We start from the raw sequence: 22,451 nt of genomic DNA, 5'->3' as shown, positions 1-22,451 counted from the left end.
CGTGCGTACGGCTGCTGCCGCTGACGGGGCCATGCTGACTGCTGGTACCGCTGTGGGCAATCGTTCCGCAGGGCGATGGGGGTCCCCCCGCTCGAGCGAAGCCGAGAGTGGGGGAGGGTGGGCACAGCCTGCAGCGCCGGGTGCTGATGCAACAGAGGTCAGCCGGTCCAAGCCCCCTGCAAGGGACCGCTACTTCGACACCCTCAGAGCCCTCGCCCTGATCAGGGTCGTCACGTACCACACCTTCGGCTGGGCCTGGGCCGGCATGGTCTTCCCCTCCATGGGCATCATGTTCGGCCTGGCCGGCACCCTGATGGCAAAGTCCCTTGAGCGCCCGGCACCGAAGGTGGTGAGGAGCCGCTTCCGCCGCCTCCTCCCCCCTTTCTGGTTCTGGGGCGCCTTCGTCGTCCTCGGCATGCTCATCCACGACTGGATGCCGGGCTGGCAGATCGTCTACTGGATCGTCCCGCTGGGCGACCCCCCGGGCAACGCCTGGGGCGAGCAGGCCTGGGAGATCCTCTGGTACCTGCGCACATACCTCTGGTTCGTCCTGTTGTCCCCCCTCCTCCTGCGGGTCTTCCGCCTCGCTCCCCTCCCGGTCCTCGCGCTCTCCCTGACCCCGATCCTGGTCCTGAACTTCGTCTGGTCGGGCCCCGACAACCGCTTCGGCACCGTCCTGTGGGACCTGTCGACGTACCTCTTCTGCTGGATGCTCGGCTTCGCGCACCGCGATGGCGTCCTGGAGCGGATGAAGCCGGCGGCTGTCGTCACGCTCTCGCTCGCGGCGATCGGTTTCGGCGGCTGGTACGCCTTCACCCACCAGGCCGACTTCGGCACCTACGACCTGGACGAGAACCCGCTCGCCCAGGCCTACTGGTCGGCGGGCTGCGTGATGCTGCTGATGTGGGCGAAGGCGTTCTTCCGGATCGACTTCGCCCGGCTGACCCGCTTCCGCCGGACGAACCGGCTCGTCACCGTCTTCAACGCGCGCGCGGTCACGATCTACCTCTGGCACCAGATCGCCCTGATCCTCGCCGTCCCCCTGATCGACCAGTTCTGGAACGTACCCGCGTTCGAGAAGTACCTGCCGCTGGAGAGCCAGTGGTTCATGTTCGGGGTCGCCTGGGTGCTGATCGCGGTGTTCGTCCTGCTGTGCGGGTGGGTGGAGGACGTGGCGGCGAAGAAGAAGCCGCGCCTTCTTCCCTGAGGGTGCGCGGCGGTCCCGTGGGGGTGGGCTGCAAGAATGGCGACGTGACCCGCGCTTCCCTGAACAAGCAGCCCCACGAAGTCGCCTCGATGTTCGACCGCGTGGCGGAACGGTACGACCTGACGAACGACGTGCTGTCGCTCGGCCAGGACCGGAGGTGGCGCAAGGAGGTCGCGAAGGCGGTCGACGCCCGCCCGGCGCAGAAGGTCCTGGACCTTGCCGCGGGCACGGCCACCTCCTCCCTGCCCTTCGCGCAGACCGGCGCCTACGTCGTCCCCTGCGACTTCTCCCTCGGCATGCTCCAGGTCGGCAAGCAGAAGCACACCTGGCTGCCGTTCACGGCCGGTGACGCGACGCGGCTGCCGTTCAAGGACGACGTCTTCGACGCCGTCACGATCTCCTTCGGCCTGCGCAACGTGCAGGACTTCGACGCGGCCCTGCGCGAGATGTACCGGGTGACCAGGCCCGGCGGCCGGGTGGTGATCTGCGAGTTCTCGCACCCGACCTGGGCGCCCTTCCGCACGGTCTACACCGAGTACCTGATGCGCGCCCTGCCCCCGGTGGCCCGGGCGGTCTCCTCGAACCCGGACGCGTACGTCTACCTCGCCGAGTCCATCCGCGCCTGGCCCGACCAGCCCGCGCTGGCCGAGCGGCTGCGGAAGGCCGGCTGGTCCAAGGTGGCCTGGCGCAACCTCACCGGCGGGGTGGTGACCCTGCACCGGGGCTTCAAGGAGGCCTAGGGGGTGTGGTGAAAGTCCCGCACAGCGCCCACGGCGCCCGGCACGCTCCCCCACTCTCGGCTTCGCTCGAGCGGGAGGTACCCCCACCGCCGCACCGGCCAAAGGCCCAAGTAGCTCCGCTACGAGGGCCTTCGTCCGGCACTCCCCCAGCCTTCGGCCGGGGGGACCCCCAGGGCACGCACCGGACACCGCGGGCACCGCACGGGACTTTCACAACACCCCCTAGCCGCCCGGCCCGAGCCGCCTACAGTGCGAGCGGCTCGTAGGGATCGCCGGGCCGGTCCAGCTCGCGCTGCAGCCCGCCTCCGCCCGGTCGCGGCACACGTGGCTCCCGTACGCCCGCGCCTCCGCCGCCCTCGCCCTCGACGAAGTCGAACCACACGGTGACCACGGCCCCGCGCGGTATCTCCACCCCGGGTGGTGGGTACTGCCGTACGACGTAGTCGACCACGGCTCGGTGGAAGTCGGGCCGGTCCGGAGCGGCCAGCAGCACGCCGTGCGCCGTGGCCGCCTCGCGCGCGTCCACGGCCATCAGGCCGACGAACCGTGGGACGCGCACTTCGGGTGTTTTGGGTGGTATGAGCACAGATGTCACCCCCAGCGGTACTGGAAGGGTAACCGCACGGGTGTGCCGTCCGGAAGCGCTGAGTGTCTTTCCGTGGCTTTCGACTACTCAGCGTCACCGGCGCTGTGGCAGGGCGGTGTCACCGGGGCTGGAGGTCCAGCCGGTAGCAGTGCCCCTCCCGCTTCGACTCCGGGGTCGTGAAGACCTCCGCGAGCCGCATCCCCAGGCGCCGGGTGACGGCGATCGACCGGGCGTTGTTCGCGTCCACCATGGCCACCACCCCGGGCACGCCCGCCGACCGCACCCGCTCCAGCGTCATCTGCGCGGCCGCCGTCACATACCCCCGCCCCCAGTGCTCCCGCCCGAGCCGCCAGCCGATCTCGATCTCGCCCTTGGGACCCCACTCCCCGGGCCACGGCTGGGCGCCCGTGAACCCGATGACCTTGTCGTCCTGGTCGAGCATCGTCCACAGACAGAAGCCGTGCTCGGCGTCGTGCCGGCGCTGGCGGGCGGTCAGCTCCTCGTAGGCGGAGAGCTCGGCGGATCTGCCGCCGTGGAACTCCATGACGTCCGGGTGGTCGAAGACCCGGTGCCAGGCGACCGCGTCCTCGTCCGTGGGGACGCGCAGCCGTACTACGGGGAGAGCTCGGTTCACGGGGCAGCCCTTCAGCCGGGTGATCAATTCTGCTGCATAGACTGCCCATGTCCAGTGCCGGTCGGCACGTAGATTCCGAACTTGGGGAGATCCCGCCGTGACCGTCGAGAGCGAGCCCCACGCCGAGTCCGCCTCCGAGCGTTTCGCCGAGAACACCGCCGATGTCATCGTCGTCGGCGCGGGGCCGGCCGGTTCCACGACCGCCTACTACCTCGCCAAGGCCGGACTCGACGTACTCCTGCTGGAGAAGACCGAGTTCCCGCGCGAGAAGGTCTGCGGCGACGGCCTCACCCCGCGTGCCACCAAGCAGCTCGTGGCCATGGGCATCGACATCTCCGAGGAGGCCGGCTGGCTGCGCAACAAGGGGCTCAGGATCATCGGCGGCGGCGTACGGCTCCAGCTGGACTGGCCGGATCTCGCCTCCTTCCCCGACTACGGTCTGGTCCGCAAGCGCGACGACTTCGACGAGCAACTCGCCCGCCAGGCCCAGAAGGCGGGCGCGCGCCTCCACGAGCGCTGCAACGTCGGCGCCCCGATCGTCGACGACCGCACCGGCCGGATCACCGGCGTGCACGCCAAGGTGGGCGAGGAGAAGCGCGAAGTCACCTTCCACGCCCCGCTGGTGGTGGCCGCCGACGGCAACTCCACCCGGCTGTCGCTGGCGATGGGCCTGCACCGCCGCGAGGACCGTCCCATGGGCGTCGCGGTCCGCACCTACTTCACCTCCCCGCGCCACGACGACGACTACCTGGAGTCCTGGCTGGAGCTGTGGGACCGCCGCGGCCCGGGCGAGGACCGGCTGCTGCCCGGCTACGGCTGGATCTTCGGCATGGGCGACGGCACGTCGAACGTCGGTCTCGGCGTCCTGAACACCTCCGACTCCTTCAAGGAGCTCGACTGGCGCGAGGTCCTCAAGGCGTGGTGCGCGTCCATGCCGGAGGACTGGGGCTACACCCCCGAAAACATGACCGGCCCGATCCGCGGCGCCGCCCTGCCCATGGCCTTCAACCGCAAGCCCCACTACACCAAGGGCCTGTTGCTGGTCGGTGACGCCGGCGGCCTGGTGAACCCCTTCAACGGCGAGGGCATCGCCTACGCCATGGAGTCCGGGCAGATCGCCGCCGACGTCATCGTCCAGGCCCACGCCCGCGCCACCCCCGCCCAGCGCGAACTCGCCCTCCAGCGCTACCCGCGGATCCTCGCCGACACCTACGGCGGCTACTACACGCTGGGCCGAGCCTTCGTGAAGCTCATCGGCAACCCGAAGGTCATGAAGATCGCCACCCAGCGCGGCCTGACCCACCCGCTGCTGATGAAGTTCACCCTGAAGATGCTCGCCAACCTGACCGATCCGACGGGCGGCGACGCGATGGACCGCATCATCAACGGCCTGAGCAAGGTGGCCCCGAAGGCCTGAGACGACGCGTAGGGCCGCAGCCCCCGAGCGGCTGCGGCCCTTACGTGTGTGCGCGTGCGGTGACGGCGTGTCTCAGAGGACGCGCACCGCACCCGTCGCCGGGTATCCGGACAGCTGCTGGATGACGACACCCTTGGAGGGGTTGGCCGCGTCCAGGTACTGGCCGTTCCCGATGTAGACGCCCACGTGGTAGGCGGAACCCTTGGCGCCCCAGTAGAGGATGTCGCCGACCTGCAGGTTGGACAGGGAGACATCGGTACCGGACATCGACTGGTCCTCGGAGACGCGCGGCAGGTCGACGCCGACCTGCTTGAAGGCGGCCTGGACGAGGCCCGAGCAGTCCCACGCGTTGGGGCCGGTGCCGCCCAGGACGTACGCGTCGCCCACCTGCGCCTTGAGGAAGGCGATGACGGTGGCCACGCTGCCGCTGGCGGGCGCCGAGGCGGTCGTCGTGGAGGTGGAGAGGGTGGAACGTCCCGCGGAACGGGAGGCGGCCTCGGCGGCGGCCTTACGGGCCTCCTCGGCCTTCTTCTTCGCTTCGGCCTTCTTGGCGGCCGCGAGGTCCTTCTTGGCCTCCTTGGCCGCCGCTGCGGCGGCCGCGTCGCGCTCTGCCTCGAGCTGGTAGTTCGCGGCGGCCTGCTGCGTGGCCTCCGCGGACTGCGCCACCTGGGCGGCCAGATCGCCCGTGAACACGGGCAGTTCGAGCGTCTGGGTCACCGGCTCGGCGGCGTTGGCCGAACCGGCCGCCGTGGCGACGGCCAGCGTGCCGAGGACACCACTGGCGACTCCGGCCCGCATCGCGATCGTCGACGCGCTGCGGCGGGGTTTCCGGTGGCTGCGTATGTGAGCGGTGTGGGACATGAGTCCTACCGGTATCAGGGGCTCCTCCATACCTTCAAGAAACGTGTGCTGCGCCACATTTGTTCAACGGAGCCTCCGAACATCCTTCACGCCACTCTTTATTGACGCCGTAACGGACATTGCGGACACGGGCGATCAGGCCTGTGATCATGGCCTTTCGTTGTTACGTCCGAATTGCCCTCGGCCTACCACCGGTTGGGATCGTTGGCCAAGCCCGGTTCTCAGAGGTCTCTCATCGATGTGGCGGAGGTCACGGAACGGTCACCGGTGGGGCCGCGTCACGCGCGTAGATCGACTCCGGCGGCGCCCTCGCTCCGCTCGTGAACGCGTGCACGCGTCCACACCCGCCCCCGGTCTCCCCCTGATGTGTGAATGCGTGCCTCTATCAAGCCGTCACGTCCATCGCCAATTTGCATGCAAGGGAAGTCTCTTGATATAGAGACGCCCTTCGCGGCCTGCGGTGACGAGCGTAAATGTCACTTCTTGTGATCACTCTGACGCTTCCAGTACGAAGATCATTGCTGATATGACTTCATGATCCTTCGTCAGGTGGTGGAGATCACAAAGCTTGTGGAATACCCCGTGTCGCAGATCACAGAGTGGCGGGCATAAGATGCGAGGCAGTTGGGCTTGTGACCTGCTTCACATGTTCGCGATCTTCGTCGGGACGGGCGAGGTTCGTGGGACCGGTGGGGCTGATGTGAGTCCGACGCCATCGCCAGCAGTCAGTGCCGACTGAGAGGAGCGAGGAGCGGTGAACGCGTATGCGCCCATCCTCGTACTGGGAGCCCTCGGGGCAGGCTTTGCGATCTTCTCCGTGGTCATGGCCACGCTGATCGGGCCGAAGCGGTACAACCGCGCCAAGCTCGAGGCCTACGAGTGCGGTATCGAGCCGACCCCCACGCCGGCCGGCGGCGGGCGCTTCCCCATCAAGTACTACCTGACGGCGATGCTCTTCATCGTCTTCGACATCGAGATCGTCTTCCTCTACCCCTGGGCCGTCACCTTCGACGCCCTGGGTGTCTTCGGGCTCGTGGAGATGCTGCTCTTCGTGCTCACCGTCTTCGTCGCGTACGCGTACGTATGGCGGCGCGGCGGCCTGGAATGGGACTGAGGGGCCACTAGTCATGGGACTCGAAGAAAAGCTGCCGAGCGGATTCCTGCTGACCACCGTCGAGCAGGCCGCGGGCTGGGTGCGCAAGGCGTCCGTCTTCCCCGCCACGTTCGGCCTCGCCTGCTGCGCCATCGAGATGATGACCACCGGCGCCGGCCGCTACGACCTGGCCCGCTTCGGCATGGAGGTCTTCCGCGGATCCCCGCGCCAGGCCGACCTCATGATCGTCGCCGGCCGGGTCAGCCAGAAGATGGCGCCGGTGCTGCGGCAGGTCTACGACCAGATGCCGAACCCGAAGTGGGTCATCTCCATGGGCGTGTGCGCGTCCTCGGGCGGCATGTTCAACAACTACGCGATCGTCCAGGGCGTCGACCACATCGTCCCCGTCGACATCTACCTCCCCGGCTGCCCGCCGCGCCCCGAGATGCTGATGGACGCGATCCTCAAGCTCCATCACAAGATCCAGAACTCCAAGCTGGGCGTGAACGCCGAGGAGGCGGCCCGCGAGGCGGAGGAAGCGGCGCTCAAGGCCCTGCCCACGATCGAGATGAAGGGGCTGCTGCGGTGAGCGACGCGAACGGCACCAACGGCGCGAGCGGCGCCGGCGGCGGGAAGGGCGCCGACGGCGTGAACGGTTCCGCGAACGGGGTGAACCCCGAGAAGGACCTCTCCGCCTCCAACCTCCCCGGCCAGCGAGGCCAGGGCGGCGAGGAGGTCCGCGTCCAGCGCGGCATGTTCGGCGCCAACAACGGCGGCGACACCTCCGGCTACGGCGGCCTGGTCCGCTCCGTCCGCCTGCCCGGCCCGGCCACTCGGCCCTACGGCGGCTGGTTCGACGAGCTCGCCGACGAGCTGGAGGGCGCACTGGAGGAGCAGGGCCTCCTCCCCGACAACGCGATCGAGAAGACGGTCGTCGACCGCGGCGAGCTCACCTTCCACATCGAGCGCGCCCACCTGCCCGTCGTCGCCCGCACCCTGCGCGACGACCCGGCCCTGCGCTTCGAGCTCTGCACCGGAGTGAGCGGCGTGCACTACCCCAACGACAAGGGGCGCGAGCTGCACGCCGTCTACCACCTGCGCTCGATCACCCACAACCGGCTCATCCGCCTGGAGGTCAGCGCCCCGGACGCCGAGCCGCACATCCCGTCCCTGGTCCCGGTGTACCCGACCAACGACTGGCACGAGCGCGAGACCTACGACTTCTTCGGGATCGTCTTCGACGGTCACCCGGCCCTGACGCGGATCATGATGCCGGACGACTGGCAGGGCCATCCGCAGCGCAAGGACTACCCCCTCGGCGGCATCCCCGTCGAGTACAAGGGCGCCCAGATCCCGGCTCCGGACCAGCGGAGGTCGTACTCGTGAGCAGCACGCAGTCAGCAGCCTCAGCCGCCTCGGCGCGCGAGACCACCGAGGGCACCGTATATACGGTCACCGGTGGCGACTGGGACGAGGTCGTCCAGTCCGCGGCACGCGCCGACGACGAGCGCATCGTCGTGAACATGGGACCCCAGCACCCCTCCACCCACGGGGTGCTCCGCCTGATCCTGGAGATCGAGGGCGAGACGGTCACCGAGGCCCGCTGCGGCATCGGCTACCTCCACACCGGCATCGAGAAGAACCTCGAGTACCGCACGTGGACGCAGGGCACCACGTTCGTGACGCGCATGGATTACCTGACGTCCTTCTTCAACGAGACCGCCTACTGTCTCGCCGTCGAGAAGCTCCTCGGCATCGAGGACCAGATCACCGAGCGAGCCAAGATCATCCGGGTGCTCCTGATGGAGCTGAACCGGATGTCCTCCCACCTGGTGTGCATCGCCACCGGCGGCATGGAGCTCGGCGCCACCACGATCATGATCTACGGCTTCCGCGACCGGGAGATGATCCTCGACATCTACGAGCTCATCACGGGCCTGCGGATGAACCACGCGTACATCCGCCCCGGCGGACTCGCCCAGGACCTGCCGCCCGGCGCGGTGGACCAGATCCGCGAGTTCGTGAAGAAGATGAAGAAGAACCTCCCCGAGTACGACAAGCTCGCCACCGGGAACCCCATCTTCAAGGCCCGTATGCAGGACGTCGGCTACCTCGACCTGGCCGGCTGCATGGCCCTCGGCGCCACCGGCCCGATCCTGCGCTCCACCGGTCTGCCGCACGACCTGCGCAAGTCCCAGCCGTACTGCGACTACGAGACGTACGACTTCGACGTCCCGACCGCGGACAGCTGCGACTCCTACGGCCGCTTCCTGATCCGGCTCGAGGAGATGCGGCAGTCGCTGAGGATCGTCGAGCAGTGCCTGGACCGGCTCCAGCCCGGCCCGGTCATGGTCGGCGACAAGAAGATCGCCTGGCCCGCCCAGCTCGCCCTGGGACCGGACGGTCTGGGCAACTCCCTCGACCACATCAAGAAGATCATGGGCACCTCCATGGAGGCCCTGATCCACCACTTCAAGCTGGTCACCGAGGGCTTCCGCGTACCGCCGGGACAGGCGTACGTGGCGGTCGAGTCGCCCAAGGGCGAGCTCGGGGTGCTCGCCGTCTCCGACGGAGGCACCCGCCCCTACCGGGTCCACTTCCGGGACCCGTCCTTCACCAACCTGCAGGCCATGGCGGCGATGTGCGAGGGCGGCCAGGTCGCCGACGTCATCGTCGCCGTCGCGTCCATCGACCCCGTGATGGGAGGCGTCGACCGGTGACCACCTCTTCTTCCGAGCGGGGCGTCAGCCTGGGCATGCCCGAACTGCCCGCGCCCGCCTACCCGGACGACGTCCGGGCCCGGCTGGAGGCGGACGCGCGCGAGCTCGTCGCCCGCTACCCCGACTCCCGGTCCGCGCTCCTGCCGTTGCTGCATCTCGTGCAGTCGGAGGAGGGACACGTCACGCGCACCGGGATGCAGTTCTGCGCGGACGTCCTCGGCCTGACCACGGCCGAGGTCACCGCGGTCGCCACCTTCTACACCATGTACCGCCGCCGGCCGAGCGGCGACTACCAGGTGGGGGTGTGCACCAACACCCTCTGCGCGGTGATGGGCGGCGACGCGATCTTCGAGTCGCTCCAGGAGTACCTCGGCGTCGGCAACGGCGAGACCACCGACGACGGAAAGATCACCCTGGAGCACATCGAGTGCAACGCGGCCTGCGACTTCGCGCCGGTCGTGATGGTCAACTGGGAGTTCTTCGACAACCAGACCGTGCAGAGCGCGAAGCGCCTGGTGGACGACCTGCGGACCGGAGCCACCGTCTCGCCCACGCGCGGGGCGCCGCTGTGCACCTTCAAGGAGACCGCCCGGATCCTGGCGGGCTTCCCCGACGAGCGGGACGGCGCCGTCGAGGCGAGCGGCAGCGCGGGACCGGCGTCACTGGTGGGCCTCCGCCTGTCCAGGGGAGAGACGCCGGCCGCGCGCGTGGTCCACCCGCGGGACGGCGGGCCGCACGACGAACCGCAGGACAGGGTCGCGTCCGGACCGCAGGACAGCGTGCCGAGCGACGCGACACCGCACGAGCCGTCGCCGGCCGAGCACCTCAGTTCGCATGACGCGCCGCAGGACACATCGGCCTCCGACCCCGCCCACCCGGCAGGGCCCATCGCCGAGGAGGGGGAGTGATGACCTTGGCACCCGAGCTGAAAGGCAGCAGCCCCGAGAAGCTGCTCGCACCCGTGCTGTCGGCCTTCTGGGACGAGGAGAGGTCCTGGTCGCTGGACGTCTACCGAAGGCACGAAGGATACGAGGGGCTCCGCAAGGCGCTCGCCATGTCCCCGGACGAAGTGATCGCGTACGTCAAGGACTCCGGTCTGCGCGGGCGCGGCGGCGCGGGATTCCCGACGGGAATGAAATGGCAGTTCATTCCCCAGGGTGATGGAAAACCGCACTATCTAGTTGTCAACGCCGACGAATCGGAGCCGGGCACCTGCAAGGACATCCCGCTCCTCTTCGCGAACCCGCATAGCCTCATCGAGGGCATTGTGATCGCGTGTTATGCCATCAGGTCGTCGCATGCCTTCATCTATCTGCGTGGTGAAGTCGTCCCCGTTCTGCGGCGGTTGCACGAGGCCGTGCGCGAGGCCCGCGAGGCGGGCTACCTCGGCGAGAACATCCTGGGCAGCGGACTCGACCTCGAACTCACCGTGCACGCGGGCGCGGGCGCGTACATCTGCGGTGAGGAGACCGCGCTGCTGGACTCCCTCGAAGGCCGCCGTGGTCAACCGCGGCTGCGTCCCCCTTTCCCTGCCGTCGCGGGCCTCTATGCGTGCCCGACTGTGGTGAATAACGTCGAGTCGATCGCGTCAGTTCCCGCGATCCTGCAAAACGGGAAAGAATGGTTCAGGTCGATGGGCAGCGAGAAGTCCCCGGGCTTCACGCTCTACTCGCTCAGCGGCCATGTCGCCAGCCCCGGCCAGTACGAGGCCCCGCTCGGCATCACCCTCCGTCAACTCCTCGAGATGAGCGGCGGCATGCGACCGGGCCACCGCCTGAAGTTCTGGACGCCGGGCGGCTCCTCGACCCCGATGTTCACCGACGAGCACCTCGACGTCCCTCTTGACTACGAAGGAGTGGGTGCCGCGGGTTCCATGCTCGGCACCAAAGCTCTGCAGTGCTTCGACGAGACGACCTGCGTGGTGCGTGCCGTGACCCGCTGGACCGAGTTCTACGCCCACGAGTCCTGCGGCAAGTGCACCCCGTGCCGCGAAGGCACCTACTGGCTCGTGCAGTTGCTGCGTGACATCGAGGCCGGCAAGGGCGCGATGTCCGACCTCGACAAGCTGAACGACATCGCCGACAACATCAACGGCAAGTCGTTCTGCGCCCTCGGCGACGGCGCCGCCTCGCCGATCTTCTCCTCGCTCAAGTACTTCCGCGAGGAGTACGAGCAGCACATCACCGGCCGGGGCTGTCCCTTCGACCCGGCGAAGTCGACGGCCTGGGCCGACCGCCCGGAGGTGAACGCATGACCGTGACCACCAGCGCTCCCACGGGAGGGGGAGAGGCGGCGGTCCCGCCGGAGGACCTCGTGACGCTGACGATCGACGGCGCGGAGATCAGCGTGCCCAAGGGCACCCTGGTCATCCGGGCCGCCGAGCAGCTCGGCATCGAGATCCCCCGCTTCTGCGACCACCCCCTCCTCGACCCGGCCGGCGCCTGCCGCCAGTGCATCGTCGAGGTCGAGGGCCAGCGCAAGCCGATGGCGTCCTGCACCATCACCTGCACGGACGGGATGGTGGTGAAGACCCACCTCACCTCGCCGGCCGCCGAGAAGGCCCAGCACGGTGTGATGGAGCTGCTCCTCATCAACCACCCGCTGGACTGCCCGGTCTGCGACAAGGGCGGCGAGTGCCCCCTGCAGAACCAGGCGATGTCGCACGGCAACGCCGAGTCCCGCTTCGAGGGCCGCAAGCGGACCTACCAGAAGCCCGTCCCGATCTCCACACAGGTGCTGCTCGACCGCGAGCGGTGCGTGCTGTGCGCCCGCTGCACCCGGTTCTCCAACCAGGTCGCCGGCGACCCGATGATCGAGCTGATCGAGCGGGGCGCGCTGCAGCAGGTCGGCACCGGTGAGGGCGACCCGTTCGAGTCGTACTTCTCCGGCAACACCATCCAGATCTGCCCGGTGGGCGCGCTGACCTCGGCGGCGTACCGATTCCGCTCCCGCCCCTTCGACCTGGTCTCCTCGCACTCGGTGTGCGAACACTGCTCCGGCGGCTGCGCCACCCGCACCGACCACCGGCGCGGCAAGGTCATGCGGCGCCTGGCGGCTCCGGACCCCGAGGTCAACGAGGAGTGGATCTGCGACAAGGGGCGGTTCGCGTTCCGGTACGCGCAGCAGCGCGACCGGCTCGAGACGCCCCTGGTGCGCAACGCGGAGGGCGACCTGGAACCGGCGTCCTGGCCGGAGGCGCTGCAGATCGCCGCGCAGGGGCTGCTCGCCTCGCGCGGCAGGACCGGCGTGCTCACCGGTGGCCGGCTCACCATCGAGGACGCGTACGCGTACAGCAAGTTCGCGCGCGTCGCGCTCGCCACCAACGACATCGACTTCCGCGCGCGTGTGCACAGCACCGAGGAAGCCGACTTCCTGGCGGCACGGGTGGCCGGCCGGGGCCGTGACCTCGACGGTACGGGCGTCACGTACACCTCGCTGGAGAAGGCGCCCGCCGTCCTGCTGGTCGGGTTCGAGTCCGAGGAGGAGGCGCCCGGCGTCTTCCTGAGGCTGCGCAAGGCCTGGCGCAAGCACGGACAGAAGGTGTTCTCGCTGGCCACGCACGCCACGCGCGGCCTGGAGAAGGCGGGCGGGACCCTGCTGCCGGCCGCTCCGGGCACCGAGACCGAGTGGCTGGACGCGCTCGCCGGTGGCGTCGGCCTGGAGGAGTCGGGCAGCAGGGCCGCCGAGGCGCTGCGCACCGAGGGCGCGGTGATCGTCGTAGGGGAGAGGCTGGCGGGTGTGTCCGGAGGCCTGACGGCCGCCGTACGGGCCGCCAACGCCACCGGGGCCTCGCTGGTGTGGATCCCGCGCCGGGCGGGGGAGCGGGGCGCGATCGAGGCGGGTGCGCTGCCGTCGCTGCTGCCGGGCGGGCGCCCGGCCACCGACCCGCGCGCGCGGGAGGAGGTCGCGGCCGCCTGGGGGCTCGCCGAACTCCCGCACCGCTACGGCCGCGACACCGCGGCGATCGTCGAGGCCGCCGCGGGCGGCGAACTGCAGGCGCTGCTCGTCGCGGGCGTGGAGGTCGCCGACCTGCCCGATCCGGCACGCGCGCGTGAGGCGCTCGCCGAGGCGGGCTTCGTGGTGTCGCTGGAGCAGCGGCCCGGCGAGGTCACGCGGCTCGCGGACGTCGTCCTGCCCGTCGCGGCGGTCGCCGAGAAGGCCGGCGCCTTCCTCAACTGGGAAGGCCGGGTCCGCTTCTTCGAGGCCGCGCTCAAGCCCGACCAGATGACCCGCCGCCTGGCCTCGTCCGACGCGCGCGTGCTGCAGATGCTCGCCGACGCCATGGACGTCCACCTGGGTCTGCCGGACCTGCGCACCGCGCGCGCGGAGCTGGACCGGCTCGGCGCCTGGGACGGCCCGCGCGGCACCGAACCCCTGGAGACGTCGGGGGTGCTGCCGAGGCCCGCCGCGGGGGAGGCCGTACTGGCAGGGCACCGGCTGCTGCTCGACCAGGGCGTCCTCCAGGAGGGCGACGAGGCGCTCGCCGGGACGCGGCACGCCGCACGCGCACGCGTGTCGGCCGCCACGGCCGCCGAAGCGGGCGTCAAGGACGGCGAACTCCTTGCCGTGACCGGCTCCCACGGAGTGGTCGAACTCCCGCTGCGGATCACCGAGATGCCCGACCGGGTGGTCTGGCTCCCGCTGAACTCCACCGGCGGGGGCGTCGCCTCCGACACCGGGGCCACGCCCGGCTCCCTCGTCCGCATCGGTCCGGCGACGCCGGCCGCCGAAGCCCCCAAGGAGGTGGAGGCATGAGCCCGTACCTCGCCGCTGAAGACCTCTCGATGTTCGGCCGCGACCCCTGGTGGCTGGTCGTGATCAAGGCGGTGTTCTGCTTCGCCTTCCTGATGGTGACCGTGCTGTTCTCCATCGTGTGGGAGCGCAAGGTCGTCGCCTGGATGCAGTTGCGCATCGGCCCCAACCGGCACGGGCCCTGGGGCATGCTCCAGTCGCTCGCCGACGGCATCAAGCTGATGCTCAAGGAAGACGTCATCGTCAAGCGCGCCGACAAGGTGGTGTACGTCCTCGCGCCGATCGTCGCGGCCATCCCGGCCTTCATGGCGATCGCGGTGATCCCCTTCGGCCCGGCCGGCAACGAGATCTCGATCTTCGGCACGCGCACCACGATGCAGCTCACCGACCTGCCGATCGCGGTGCTCTACATCCTCGCCGTCGCCTCGGTCGGCATCTACGGCATCGTCCTGGCGGGCTGGAGCTCCGGATCCACCTACCCGCTGCTGGGCGGCCTGCGCTCCTGCGCCCAGATGATCTCGTACGAGATCGCCATGGGCGCCGCGTTCGCCTCCGTGTTCCTCTACTCGGGGTCGATGTCGACGTCGACGATCGTCGAACAGCAGCAGGACCGCTGGTACATCCTCCTGCTGCCGGTCTCGTTCATCATCTACATCGTCACGATGGTCGGCGAGACCAACCGTGCCCCGTTCGACATGCCGGAGTCCGAGGGCGACCTGGTCGGCGGCTTCAACACCGAGTACTCGTCGATCAAGTTCGCGATGTTCATGCTCGCCGAGTACGTGAACATGGTGACGGTCTCGGCCGTGGCGACCACGCTCTTCCTCGGCGGCTGGCGGGCACCCTGGCCGATCAGCGCCTTCTGGGAGGGCGCGAACCACGGCTGGTGGCCGATGCTCTGGTTCGTCGTCAAGGTGCAGCTGCTGCTGTTCTTCTTCATCTGGCTGCGCGGCACGCTCCCCCGCGTCCGCTACGACCAGCTGATGAAGCTCGGCTGGAAGGTCCTCATCCCGGTGTCGGTGACGTGGCTGATGCTCGTCGCGACCGTGCGGACCCTGCGCAACGAGAACTACGACTTCGCCGACATCGCCCTCTACGTCGGTGGCGGTGTCCTGGTCCTGCTGCTGCTGTCCTTCCTCGTGGACATGTTCCGCGGCGGAGCGAAGGAGGCGCAGGCGCCCGCCGAGCCCGCCGGGTTCGACCCGATGGCGGGCGGGTTCCCCGTACCGCCGCTGCCCGGACAGGAGCTTCCGCCGGTGCCCAGGCGCAGTCCGCGCCGGGAGCGGGAGCTGATTGTCAGTGGCGGGTCGGACACTGTCAGTGACGGATCGCTGGATGGAAAGGAGGCGTCCGATGGCTGAGGAGCCCAAGGAGACCAAGCCCGGTTTCCAGAACCCCGTGGCCGGCTTCGGCGTGACCTTCAAGGCCATGTTCAAGAAGCGGCTGACCGAGCAGTACCCGGAGCAGAAGAAGACCACGGCTCCGCGGTTCCACGGACGGCACCAGCTCAACCGCCATCCGGACGGCCTGGAGAAATGCGTCGGCTGCGAGCTGTGCGCCTGGGCCTGCCCCGCGGACGCGATCTACGTCGAGGGCGCGGACAACACCGACGAGGAGCGCTACTCGCCGGGCGAGCGGTACGGGCGCGTCTATCAGATCAACTACGCCCGCTGCATCCTGTGCGGCCTGTGCATCGAGGCGTGCCCCACGCGCGCGTTGACGATGACGAACGAGTTCGAGCTCGCCGACTCCAGCCGCGCCAACCTGATCTACACCAAGGAGCAGCTGCTGGCCGGCCTCGAGGACGGCATGGTCGACACGCCGCACGCGATCTACCCGGGGACGGACGAGCAGGACTACTACCGGGGCCTGGTCACCGAGGCCGCGCCCGGTACCGAGCGCCAGGTGGCCGTCTCCAAGGGTGAGAAGCCCTCCGAAGAGGAGGTGGAGGCATGAGCCAGCTCGCCGCGTACTCCACCTCCACCGGCGAGGCCTTCCAGTTCTGGGTCCTCGGCACCGTCGCGGTGATCGGCGCCCTGTGCACCGTCTTCATGAAGAGGGCCGTGCACAGCGCGCTCTGCCTGGCCGGCACCATGATCATCTTGGCGATCTTCTACCTGGCCAACGGCGCCTACTTCCTGGGCATCGTGCAGATCGTCGTCTACACCGGCGCGATCATGATGCTGTTCCTGTTCGTGGTGATGCTCGTCGGTGTCACCGCGGCGGACTCCCTGAAGGAGACCATCAAGGGCCAGCGGTGGCTGGCCCTGGTGTGCGGCCTCGGCTTCGGCATCCTGCTGATCGCCGGCATCGGCAACGCCTCCCTGACGGAGTTCACCGGCCTCTCCCAGGCCAACGCGAACGGCAACGTGGAGGGCCTCGCCGCCCTCATCTTCACCAAGTACGTCTTCGCCTTCGAAATCACCGGCGCCCTGCTGATCACGGCCGCCGTCGGCGCCATGGTGCTCACCCACCGCGAGCGCACCGAGCGCGCCAAGACCCAGCGGGAGCTGGCCGAACAGCGCGTCCGCGAAGGCAAGCACGTACCGCCGTTGCCCGCGCCCGGCGTGTACGCGCGGCACAACGCCGTGGACATCGCGGGCCTGCTGCCCGACGGCACCCCGTCGGAGCTCACGGTCAGCAGCACGCTGCGCGAGCGCGGCCAGATCCGTGACGTGTCCACCGAGGCGCTGAACGACCTCAAGGCGCTGGAACAGCGCGCCGAGGACCGCCTGGAGCGGGGCGCGACCGAGCCGCCGCAGCTCAAGCGGAACTCCCGGCGGACCGAGGAGGCGTCGAAGTGAACCCGGTCAACTACCTCTACCTCGCCGCGCTGTTGTTCACGATCGGCGCGACGGGCGTGCTGATCAGGCGCAACGCGATCGTCGTGTTCATGTGCATCGAGCTGATGCTCAACGCCTGCAACCTCGCGTTCGTCGCCTTCTCCCGGATGCACGGCAATCTCGACGGCCAGATCATCGCCTTCTTCACGATGGTCGTCGCCGCCGCGGAGGTCGTGGTGGGACTCGCGATCATCGTGTCGCTGTTCCGTTCCCGCCACTCGGCCTCGGTCGACGACGCCAGCCTGATGAAGCTGTAAGGGGTCGGAAGAATCGTGGAGAACCTGATCGCGCTGCTGATCGCGGCGCCCCTGCTCGGAGCGGCCGTCCTCCTGGTCGGCGGCCGCCGGCTCGACACCGTCGGCCACTGGATCGGCACGCTCCTCGCGGCCGTCTCCTTCGTGTTCGGCCTCGTCCTCTTCGGCGACCTGCTCAGCAGGAGCGCCGACGACCGGACGCTCACCCAGCACCTGTACACCTGGATCCCGGTCGAGGGCTTCCAGGCGGACGTCGCCTTCCGCCTGGACCAGCTGTCGATGACGTTCGTGCTGCTGATCACGGGCGTCGGCTCGCTGATCCACCTGTACTCGGTCGGGTACATGGAGCACGACGAGCGGCGCCGCCGCTTCTTCGGCTACCTCAATCTGTTCCTCGCGGCGATGCTGCTGCTCGTCCTCGCCGACAACTACCTGCTGCTGTACGTCGGCTGGGAGGGCGTCGGTCTCGCCTCCTACCTGCTCATCGGCTTCTGGCAGCACAAGCCCAGCGCGGCCACCGCGGCGAAGAAGGCCTTCCTGGTCAACCGCGTCGGCGACATGGGTCTGTCGATCGCCATCATGCTGATGTTCACCACCTTCGGGACCTTCGCCTTCGGCCCGCTGCTCGGCACGGAGGAAGAGCCGGGTCTCGCCGGTGACGCCACGGAGGGCAGGCTCACCGCCATCGCCCTGATGCTGCTCCTCGCGGCCTGCGGCAAGTCGGCCCAGGTGCCGCTGCAGTCCTGGCTCGGGGACGCCATGGAGGGCCCGACCCCGGTCTCCGCCCTCATCCACGCGGCGACCATGGTGACCGCCGGCGTCTATCTGATCGTCCGCTCCGCGGCCATCTTCAACGGCGCGCCCGACGCCCAGCTCGTCGTCACGGTCGTCGGAGCCGTCACGCTCCTCTTCGGTGCGATCGTCGGTTGCGCGAAGGACGACATCAAGAAGGCCCTGGCCGGCTCGACGATGTCGCAGATCGGCTACATGGTGCTGGCCGCGGGCCTCGGCCCCATCGGTTACGTCTTCGCGATCATGCACCTGGTGACGCACGGCTTCTTCAAGGCCGGGCTGTTCCTCGGCGCCGGATCGGTCATGCACGGCATGAACGACGAGGTCGACATGAGGAAGTACGGCGGCCTGCGGAAGTACATGCCGATCACCTTCATCACCTTCGGCCTCGGCTACCTCGCCATCATCGGCTTCCCGGGCCTGTCCGGCTTCTTCTCCAAGGACAAGATCATCGAGGCGGCCTTCGCCAAGGGCGGCACCGAGGGCTGGATCCTCGGCGGATGCGCCCTGCTGGGCGCGGCCATCACCGCGTACTACATGACGCGGGTGATGCTGATGACGTTCTTCGGCGAGAAGCGCTGGCAGCCCACGGCGTCTGACAGCGGCTCCGCCGCGGGCCACGGGCACGAGCCGCACCCGCACGAGTCGCCCAGGGTCATGACGATCCCGATGATCGTGCTGGCCGTCGGGTCGGTCTTCGCGGGCGGCTTCTTCAGCATCGGCGACCGCTTCCTGCACTGGCTCGAACCGGTCACCGGCCACTCGCACGGCAACTCGCCGGTCAGCGCCCTCACCGTCACCCTCTCCACGATGGTGGTCCTGGTGATCGGCGTGGCCATCGCCTACGCCCAGTACGGCCGCCGCCCGGTCCCGGTCGTCGCCCCGCGCGGGTCGCTGCTCACCCGGGCCGCCCGCCGCGACCTGCTCCAGGACGACTTCAACCACGTGGTCCTGGTCCGCGGCGGTGAGCACCTCACACGCTCCCTGGTCTACGTCGACCACACCCTGGTCGACGGCGTCGTCAACGGCACGGCGGCCTCGGTCGGCGGCCTCTCCGGACGGCTGCGCCGACTGCAGAACGGCTTCGCGCGGTCGTACGCGGTCTCGATGTTCGGCGGTGCGGCGCTTCTCATCGCCGCGACCCTGCTGATGAGGGCGGTCTGATACCGATGTCCTTTCCTCTGCTGACAGCGACGGCGGCGCTCCCGGCGATCGGGGCGGTCGCCACGGCCGCCGTCCCGGCCGCCCGGCGCAACGCCGCCAAGTCGCTCGCCCTGCTCGTCTCGCTCGGCACCCTTGCCCTGGCGATCGCGATCCTGGTCCGCTTCGACCCGGACGGCAGCCGCTACCAGCTCACCGAATCCCACTCCTGGATCAAGGACTTCGGGGTCCGCTACGAACTGGGCGTGGACGGCATCGCGGTGGCCCTCATCGCGCTCACCGCGCTGCTGATCCCGTTCATCATCCTGGCGGGCTGGCACGACGCCGACCCGCTGGAGACCGGCAGCCGCCGCTGGCGGCCCACACAGGGCTTCTTCGCCCTGATCCTGGCCGTCGAGGCGATGGTGATCCTCTCCTTCGAGGCCACCGACGTCTTCCTCTTCTACATCTTCTTCGAAGCCATGCTGATCCCGATGTACTTCCTCATCGGCGGCTTCGGGGACCGGGCCCACGAGCACGGCGAGGAGACGGCGTCGACGCAACGGTCGTACGCGGCCGTGAAGTTCCTGCTCTACAACCTGGTCGGCGGGCTGATCATGCTGGCCGCGGTGATCGGGCTGTACGTGGTGGCCGGGAGCTTCTCGCTCACGGAGATCGCCGAGGCCCGGGCCAGCGGCTCGCTGGAGATGGCGACGAACACCGAACGCTGGCTGTTCCTCGGCTTCTTCTTCGCCTTCGCGGTGAAGGCGCCGCTGTGGCCGCTGCACACCTGGCTGCCCAACGCGATGGGGGAGGCCACCGCCCCGGTCGCCGTCCTGATCACGGCGGTGGTCGACAAGGTGGGCACCTTCGCGATGCTCCGCTTCTGCCTCCAGCTGTTCCCGGAGGCCAGCAAGTGGGCGACGCCCGCCATCCTCGTCCTGTCGCTGATCAGCATCATCTACGGCGCGCTGCTCGCCGTCGGCCAGCGCGACATCAAGCGGCTGGTGGCGTACGCGTCGATCTCCCACTTCGGCTTCATCATCATGGGCATCTTCGCGATGACCAGCCAGGGCCAGTCCGGCGCGACGCTCTACATGGTCAACCACGGCATCTCGACGGCCGCCCTGATGCTGGTCGCCGGCTTCCTGATCTCCCGGCGCGGCTCGCGGCTCATCGCCGACTACGGCGGAGTGCAGAAGGTCGCCCCGGTGCTGGCCGGCACCTTCCTGATCGGCGGCCTGGCGACGCTGTCGCTGCCCGGGCTCGCGCCCTTCGTGAGCGAGTTCCTCGTCCTGGTCGGCACGTTCGCGCGCTACCCGGCGATCGGCATCATCGCGACCTTCGGCATCGTGCTCGCCGCGCTCTACACCCTCGTCCTCTACCAGCGGACGATGACCGGCCCGGTGAAACCCGAGGTCTCCGCGATGCCCGACCTGCGCGCGCGTGAGCTACTGGTCGTCGCCCCGCTGATCGTGCTGCTGATCTTCCTGGGCGTCTATCCGAAGCCCGTCACGGACATCGTCAATCCGGCGGTCCAGCAGACCCTGTCCGACGTACATGAGAAGGACCCCCGGCCCGAGGTGGAGGCGGCCAAGTGAGCGCATCAGCCGTCCACAGCCTGTGGACAACTGCGGCCGAGCCGATCGCGAAGATCGACGCGCCCAAGATCGAATACGGGCAATTGTCGCCCACCCTGATCGTCGTCGGCGCGGCGGTCGTCGGGGTGCTCGTCGAGGCGTTCGTGCCGCGCAAGCACCGCTACTACGCACAACTGTTCGTGTCCGTCGTCGCGCTGGCCGCCGCGTTCGCCGCGGTCGTCGCACTCGCCGCGGACGGGTACGGCACCACGAAGGCACGCATCGCGGCGATGGGCGCGATCGCGGTCGACGGACCGGCCCTCTTCCTGCAGGGCACGATCCTGCTGGCCGCCCTCGTCGGCCTGTTCACCTTCGCCGAACGCCGCCTCGACCCCGAGGCGCACGGCAACCGGGTCGACTCCTTCGCCGCCCAGGCGGCCTCCGTACCCGGCAGCGACAGCGAGAAAGCCGCGGTCAAGGCCGGTTTCACCACCACCGAGGTCTTCCCGCTGCTGCTGTTCGCGGTCGCCGGCATGCTGGTCTTCCCGTCGGCCAACGACCTGCTGACCCTCTTCATCGCCCTGGAAGTCTTCTCGCTCCCGCTGTACCTGCTGTGCGCCCTGGCCCGCCGCAAGCGGCTCATGTCGCAGGAGGCCGCGGTCAAGTACTTCCTGCTCGGCGCGTTCGCCTCCGCGTTCACCCTCTTCGGCATCGCCCTGCTGTACGGGTACGCCGGCTCCGTGTCGTACGCGACGATCTCGCAGGTCGTCGACGGCACCGTGAAGAACGTCAACCCGGCGCTCGCCGACACCATGGGCAACGACGCGCTGCTGCTCATCGGCACCGCGATGATCGTCATGGGCCTGCTGTTCAAGGTGGGCGCGGTGCCGTTCCACATGTGGACGCCCGACGTCTACCAGGGCGCGCCCACGCCGGTCACCGGCTTCATGGCCGCGGCGACCAAGGTGGCCGCCTTCGGCGCCCTGCTGCGCGTCCTCTACGTCGTCCTGCCCGGCCTGCGCTGGGACTGGCGGCCGGTCATGTGGGGCGTCGCGATCATCACCATGCTGGGCGGAGCGATCGTCGCGATCACCCAGACCGACATCAAGAGGCTGCTGGCGTACTCGTCGATCGCGCACGCCGGATTCATCCTCGCGGGTGTCATCGCGACCACCCCCGACGGCGTCTCGTCCGTCCTCTTCTACCTGGCCGCGTACTCCTTCGTGACGATCGGCGCGTTCGCGGTGGTCACGCTCGTCCGCGACGCGGGCGGCGAGGCGACGCACCTGTCCAAGTGGGCGGGGCTCGGCCGGCGCTCACCGCTGGTGGCGGCCGTGTTCGCGGTGTTCCTGCTGGCCTTCGCCGGTATCCCGCTGACCTCCGGGTTCGCCGGGAAGTTCGCCGTGTTCAAGGCGGCCGCCGAGGGCGGGGCCGCGCCGCTGGTCGTGGTCGGTGTGATCTCCTCGGCGATCGCCGCGTTCTTCTACATCCGCGTGATCGTGCTGATGTTCTTCAGCGAGCCGAAGCCCGAGGGCCCGACCGTCGCCGTCCCGTCGCCGCTGACGATGGCGGCGATCGGCGTGGGCGTCGCGGTCACACTGGTGCTCGGTGTGGCACCGCAGTACTTCCTGGACCTGGCGAACCAGGCCGGGGTGTTCGTGCGCTGACCTGAGCGGTGCACACGCGATGGGCCCGGTCCCTGGGAGAGGACCGGGCCCACCGCCGTCTTCGGGCGACGGGAGTTATACACAGGGTGACCCGAACGGGCCTGTGGATAACTCCGGCGCTGTCAGTCCGGACCCCTATCGTGGAGGCAGTGGTCGAGGGACGAC

The 22,451-nt window shown here is 69.1% G+C and carries 20 protein-coding genes; 17 read left to right on the top strand and 3 right to left on the bottom strand.

All coding sequences use genetic code 11. The annotated features are described in order from the left end of the window. Positions 1-31 precede the first annotated feature (31 nt). Together ACIRF9_RS43610 and ACIRF9_RS43605 are read left to right on the top strand one after the other, a co-directional pair. Positions 32-1,207, top strand: coding sequence for an acyltransferase (locus tag ACIRF9_RS43610; protein WP_403834502.1), 1,176 nt, complete (start codon positions 32-34; stop codon positions 1,205-1,207). Positions 1,208-1,251: 44 nt separating this feature from the next. Further along, positions 1,252-1,947 carry a demethylmenaquinone methyltransferase gene (locus ACIRF9_RS43605; protein WP_403834499.1) on the top strand — a complete coding sequence of 232 codons (696 nt, stop codon included), beginning with the start codon at positions 1,252-1,254 and terminating at the stop codon, positions 1,945-1,947. A gap of 244 nt (positions 1,948-2,191) precedes the next feature. Here the strand turns inward: ACIRF9_RS43605 and ACIRF9_RS43600 are convergent, their stop codons facing one another. Both ACIRF9_RS43600 and ACIRF9_RS43595 read right to left on the bottom strand, forming a co-directional pair. After that, on the bottom strand, positions 2,192-2,506 hold the full coding sequence (locus ACIRF9_RS43600) for a PASTA domain-containing protein (protein ID WP_403834496.1): 315 nt from the start codon (positions 2,504-2,506) through the stop codon (positions 2,192-2,194). A gap of 145 nt (positions 2,507-2,651) precedes the next feature. Continuing rightward, positions 2,652-3,167: a GNAT family N-acetyltransferase gene (locus tag ACIRF9_RS43595; RefSeq protein WP_403834494.1), complete on the bottom strand. Its 516-nt coding sequence runs from the start codon at positions 3,165-3,167 to the stop codon at positions 2,652-2,654. 97 nt (positions 3,168-3,264) lie between these two features. On the opposite strand from ACIRF9_RS43595, the gene ACIRF9_RS43590 reads away from it, so the two are divergent. Next, complete coding sequence (locus tag ACIRF9_RS43590; RefSeq protein ID WP_403834491.1) at positions 3,265-4,584, top strand: geranylgeranyl reductase family protein; 1,320 nt, start codon at positions 3,265-3,267, stop codon at positions 4,582-4,584. 72 nt (positions 4,585-4,656) lie between these two features. On the opposite strand, the gene ACIRF9_RS43585 is transcribed toward ACIRF9_RS43590, so the two are convergent. Beyond that, on the bottom strand, positions 4,657-5,475 hold the full coding sequence (locus ACIRF9_RS43585) for a C40 family peptidase (protein ID WP_403834490.1): 819 nt from the start codon (positions 5,473-5,475) through the stop codon (positions 4,657-4,659). 724 nt (positions 5,476-6,199) lie between these two features. Here ACIRF9_RS43585 and ACIRF9_RS43580 point away from each other — a divergent pair. The 14 genes from ACIRF9_RS43580 to nuoN are packed head-to-tail and all read left to right on the top strand — an operon-like array spanning position 6,200 to position 22,286. After that, a complete protein-coding gene (locus ACIRF9_RS43580; RefSeq protein WP_007383963.1) occupies positions 6,200-6,559 on the top strand; it encodes an NADH-quinone oxidoreductase subunit A in 360 nt (119 codons plus the stop codon). Between the two features lie 13 nt (positions 6,560-6,572). Next, positions 6,573-7,127, top strand: a complete 555-nt coding sequence (locus ACIRF9_RS43575) for an NADH-quinone oxidoreductase subunit B family protein (RefSeq protein WP_055635348.1) — start codon at positions 6,573-6,575, stop codon at positions 7,125-7,127. After that, positions 7,124-7,924 carry an NADH-quinone oxidoreductase subunit C gene (locus tag ACIRF9_RS43570; protein WP_403834488.1) on the top strand — a complete coding sequence of 267 codons (801 nt, stop codon included), beginning with the start codon at positions 7,124-7,126 and terminating at the stop codon, positions 7,922-7,924. The genes ACIRF9_RS43575 and ACIRF9_RS43570 overlap by 4 nt, the downstream gene beginning before the upstream one ends. Beyond that, positions 7,921-9,258, top strand: a complete 1,338-nt coding sequence (locus ACIRF9_RS43565; protein ID WP_403834486.1) for an NADH-quinone oxidoreductase subunit D — start codon at positions 7,921-7,923, stop codon at positions 9,256-9,258. The genes ACIRF9_RS43570 and ACIRF9_RS43565 overlap by 4 nt, the downstream gene beginning before the upstream one ends. Continuing rightward, complete coding sequence (gene nuoE, locus ACIRF9_RS43560; protein ID WP_403834483.1) at positions 9,255-10,166, top strand: NADH-quinone oxidoreductase subunit NuoE; 912 nt, start codon at positions 9,255-9,257, stop codon at positions 10,164-10,166. Before ACIRF9_RS43565 ends, nuoE begins: the two co-directional genes overlap by 4 nt. Continuing rightward, complete coding sequence (gene nuoF / locus ACIRF9_RS43555) at positions 10,163-11,512, top strand: NADH-quinone oxidoreductase subunit NuoF (protein WP_403834480.1); 1,350 nt, start codon at positions 10,163-10,165, stop codon at positions 11,510-11,512. The genes nuoE and nuoF overlap by 4 nt, the downstream gene beginning before the upstream one ends. Next, positions 11,509-14,013 carry an NADH-quinone oxidoreductase subunit G gene (locus tag ACIRF9_RS43550; RefSeq protein WP_403834477.1) on the top strand — a complete coding sequence of 835 codons (2,505 nt, stop codon included), beginning with the start codon at positions 11,509-11,511 and terminating at the stop codon, positions 14,011-14,013. Before nuoF ends, ACIRF9_RS43550 begins: the two co-directional genes overlap by 4 nt. Continuing rightward, positions 14,010-15,371: an NADH-quinone oxidoreductase subunit NuoH gene (gene nuoH / locus ACIRF9_RS43545; RefSeq protein ID WP_403834474.1), complete on the top strand. Its 1,362-nt coding sequence runs from the start codon at positions 14,010-14,012 to the stop codon at positions 15,369-15,371. The genes ACIRF9_RS43550 and nuoH overlap by 4 nt, the downstream gene beginning before the upstream one ends. Next, a complete protein-coding gene (nuoI, locus tag ACIRF9_RS43540) occupies positions 15,364-15,966 on the top strand; it encodes an NADH-quinone oxidoreductase subunit NuoI (RefSeq protein WP_403834471.1) in 603 nt (200 codons plus the stop codon). The genes nuoH and nuoI overlap by 8 nt, the downstream gene beginning before the upstream one ends. Then, positions 15,963-16,814, top strand: a complete 852-nt coding sequence (locus ACIRF9_RS43535; protein WP_403834469.1) for an NADH-quinone oxidoreductase subunit J — start codon at positions 15,963-15,965, stop codon at positions 16,812-16,814. Before nuoI ends, ACIRF9_RS43535 begins: the two co-directional genes overlap by 4 nt. Next, the gene (gene nuoK / locus ACIRF9_RS43530) at positions 16,811-17,110 is read left to right on the top strand and encodes an NADH-quinone oxidoreductase subunit NuoK (RefSeq protein ID WP_003974374.1); all 300 of its coding nucleotides are present in this window, start codon (positions 16,811-16,813) and stop codon (positions 17,108-17,110) included. The genes ACIRF9_RS43535 and nuoK overlap by 4 nt, the downstream gene beginning before the upstream one ends. A gap of 15 nt (positions 17,111-17,125) precedes the next feature. After that, the gene (nuoL, locus tag ACIRF9_RS43525; protein WP_403834467.1) at positions 17,126-19,063 is read left to right on the top strand and encodes an NADH-quinone oxidoreductase subunit L; all 1,938 of its coding nucleotides are present in this window, start codon (positions 17,126-17,128) and stop codon (positions 19,061-19,063) included. Positions 19,064-19,068: 5 nt separating this feature from the next. Further along, the gene (locus ACIRF9_RS43520; protein ID WP_403834464.1) at positions 19,069-20,640 is read left to right on the top strand and encodes an NADH-quinone oxidoreductase subunit M; all 1,572 of its coding nucleotides are present in this window, start codon (positions 19,069-19,071) and stop codon (positions 20,638-20,640) included. Continuing rightward, positions 20,637-22,286 carry an NADH-quinone oxidoreductase subunit NuoN gene (nuoN, locus tag ACIRF9_RS43515; protein WP_403834462.1) on the top strand — a complete coding sequence of 550 codons (1,650 nt, stop codon included), beginning with the start codon at positions 20,637-20,639 and terminating at the stop codon, positions 22,284-22,286. The genes ACIRF9_RS43520 and nuoN overlap by 4 nt, the downstream gene beginning before the upstream one ends. Positions 22,287-22,451 lie beyond the last annotated feature (165 nt).

The sequence above is a fragment of the Streptomyces sp. NPDC096132 genome, from assembly GCF_044763345.1.
Taxonomy (GTDB): domain Bacteria; phylum Actinomycetota; class Actinomycetes; order Streptomycetales; family Streptomycetaceae; genus Streptomyces.
Note: the sequence above shows the minus strand (reverse complement) of the source record. Positions and strands in the feature narration are given on the sequence as shown.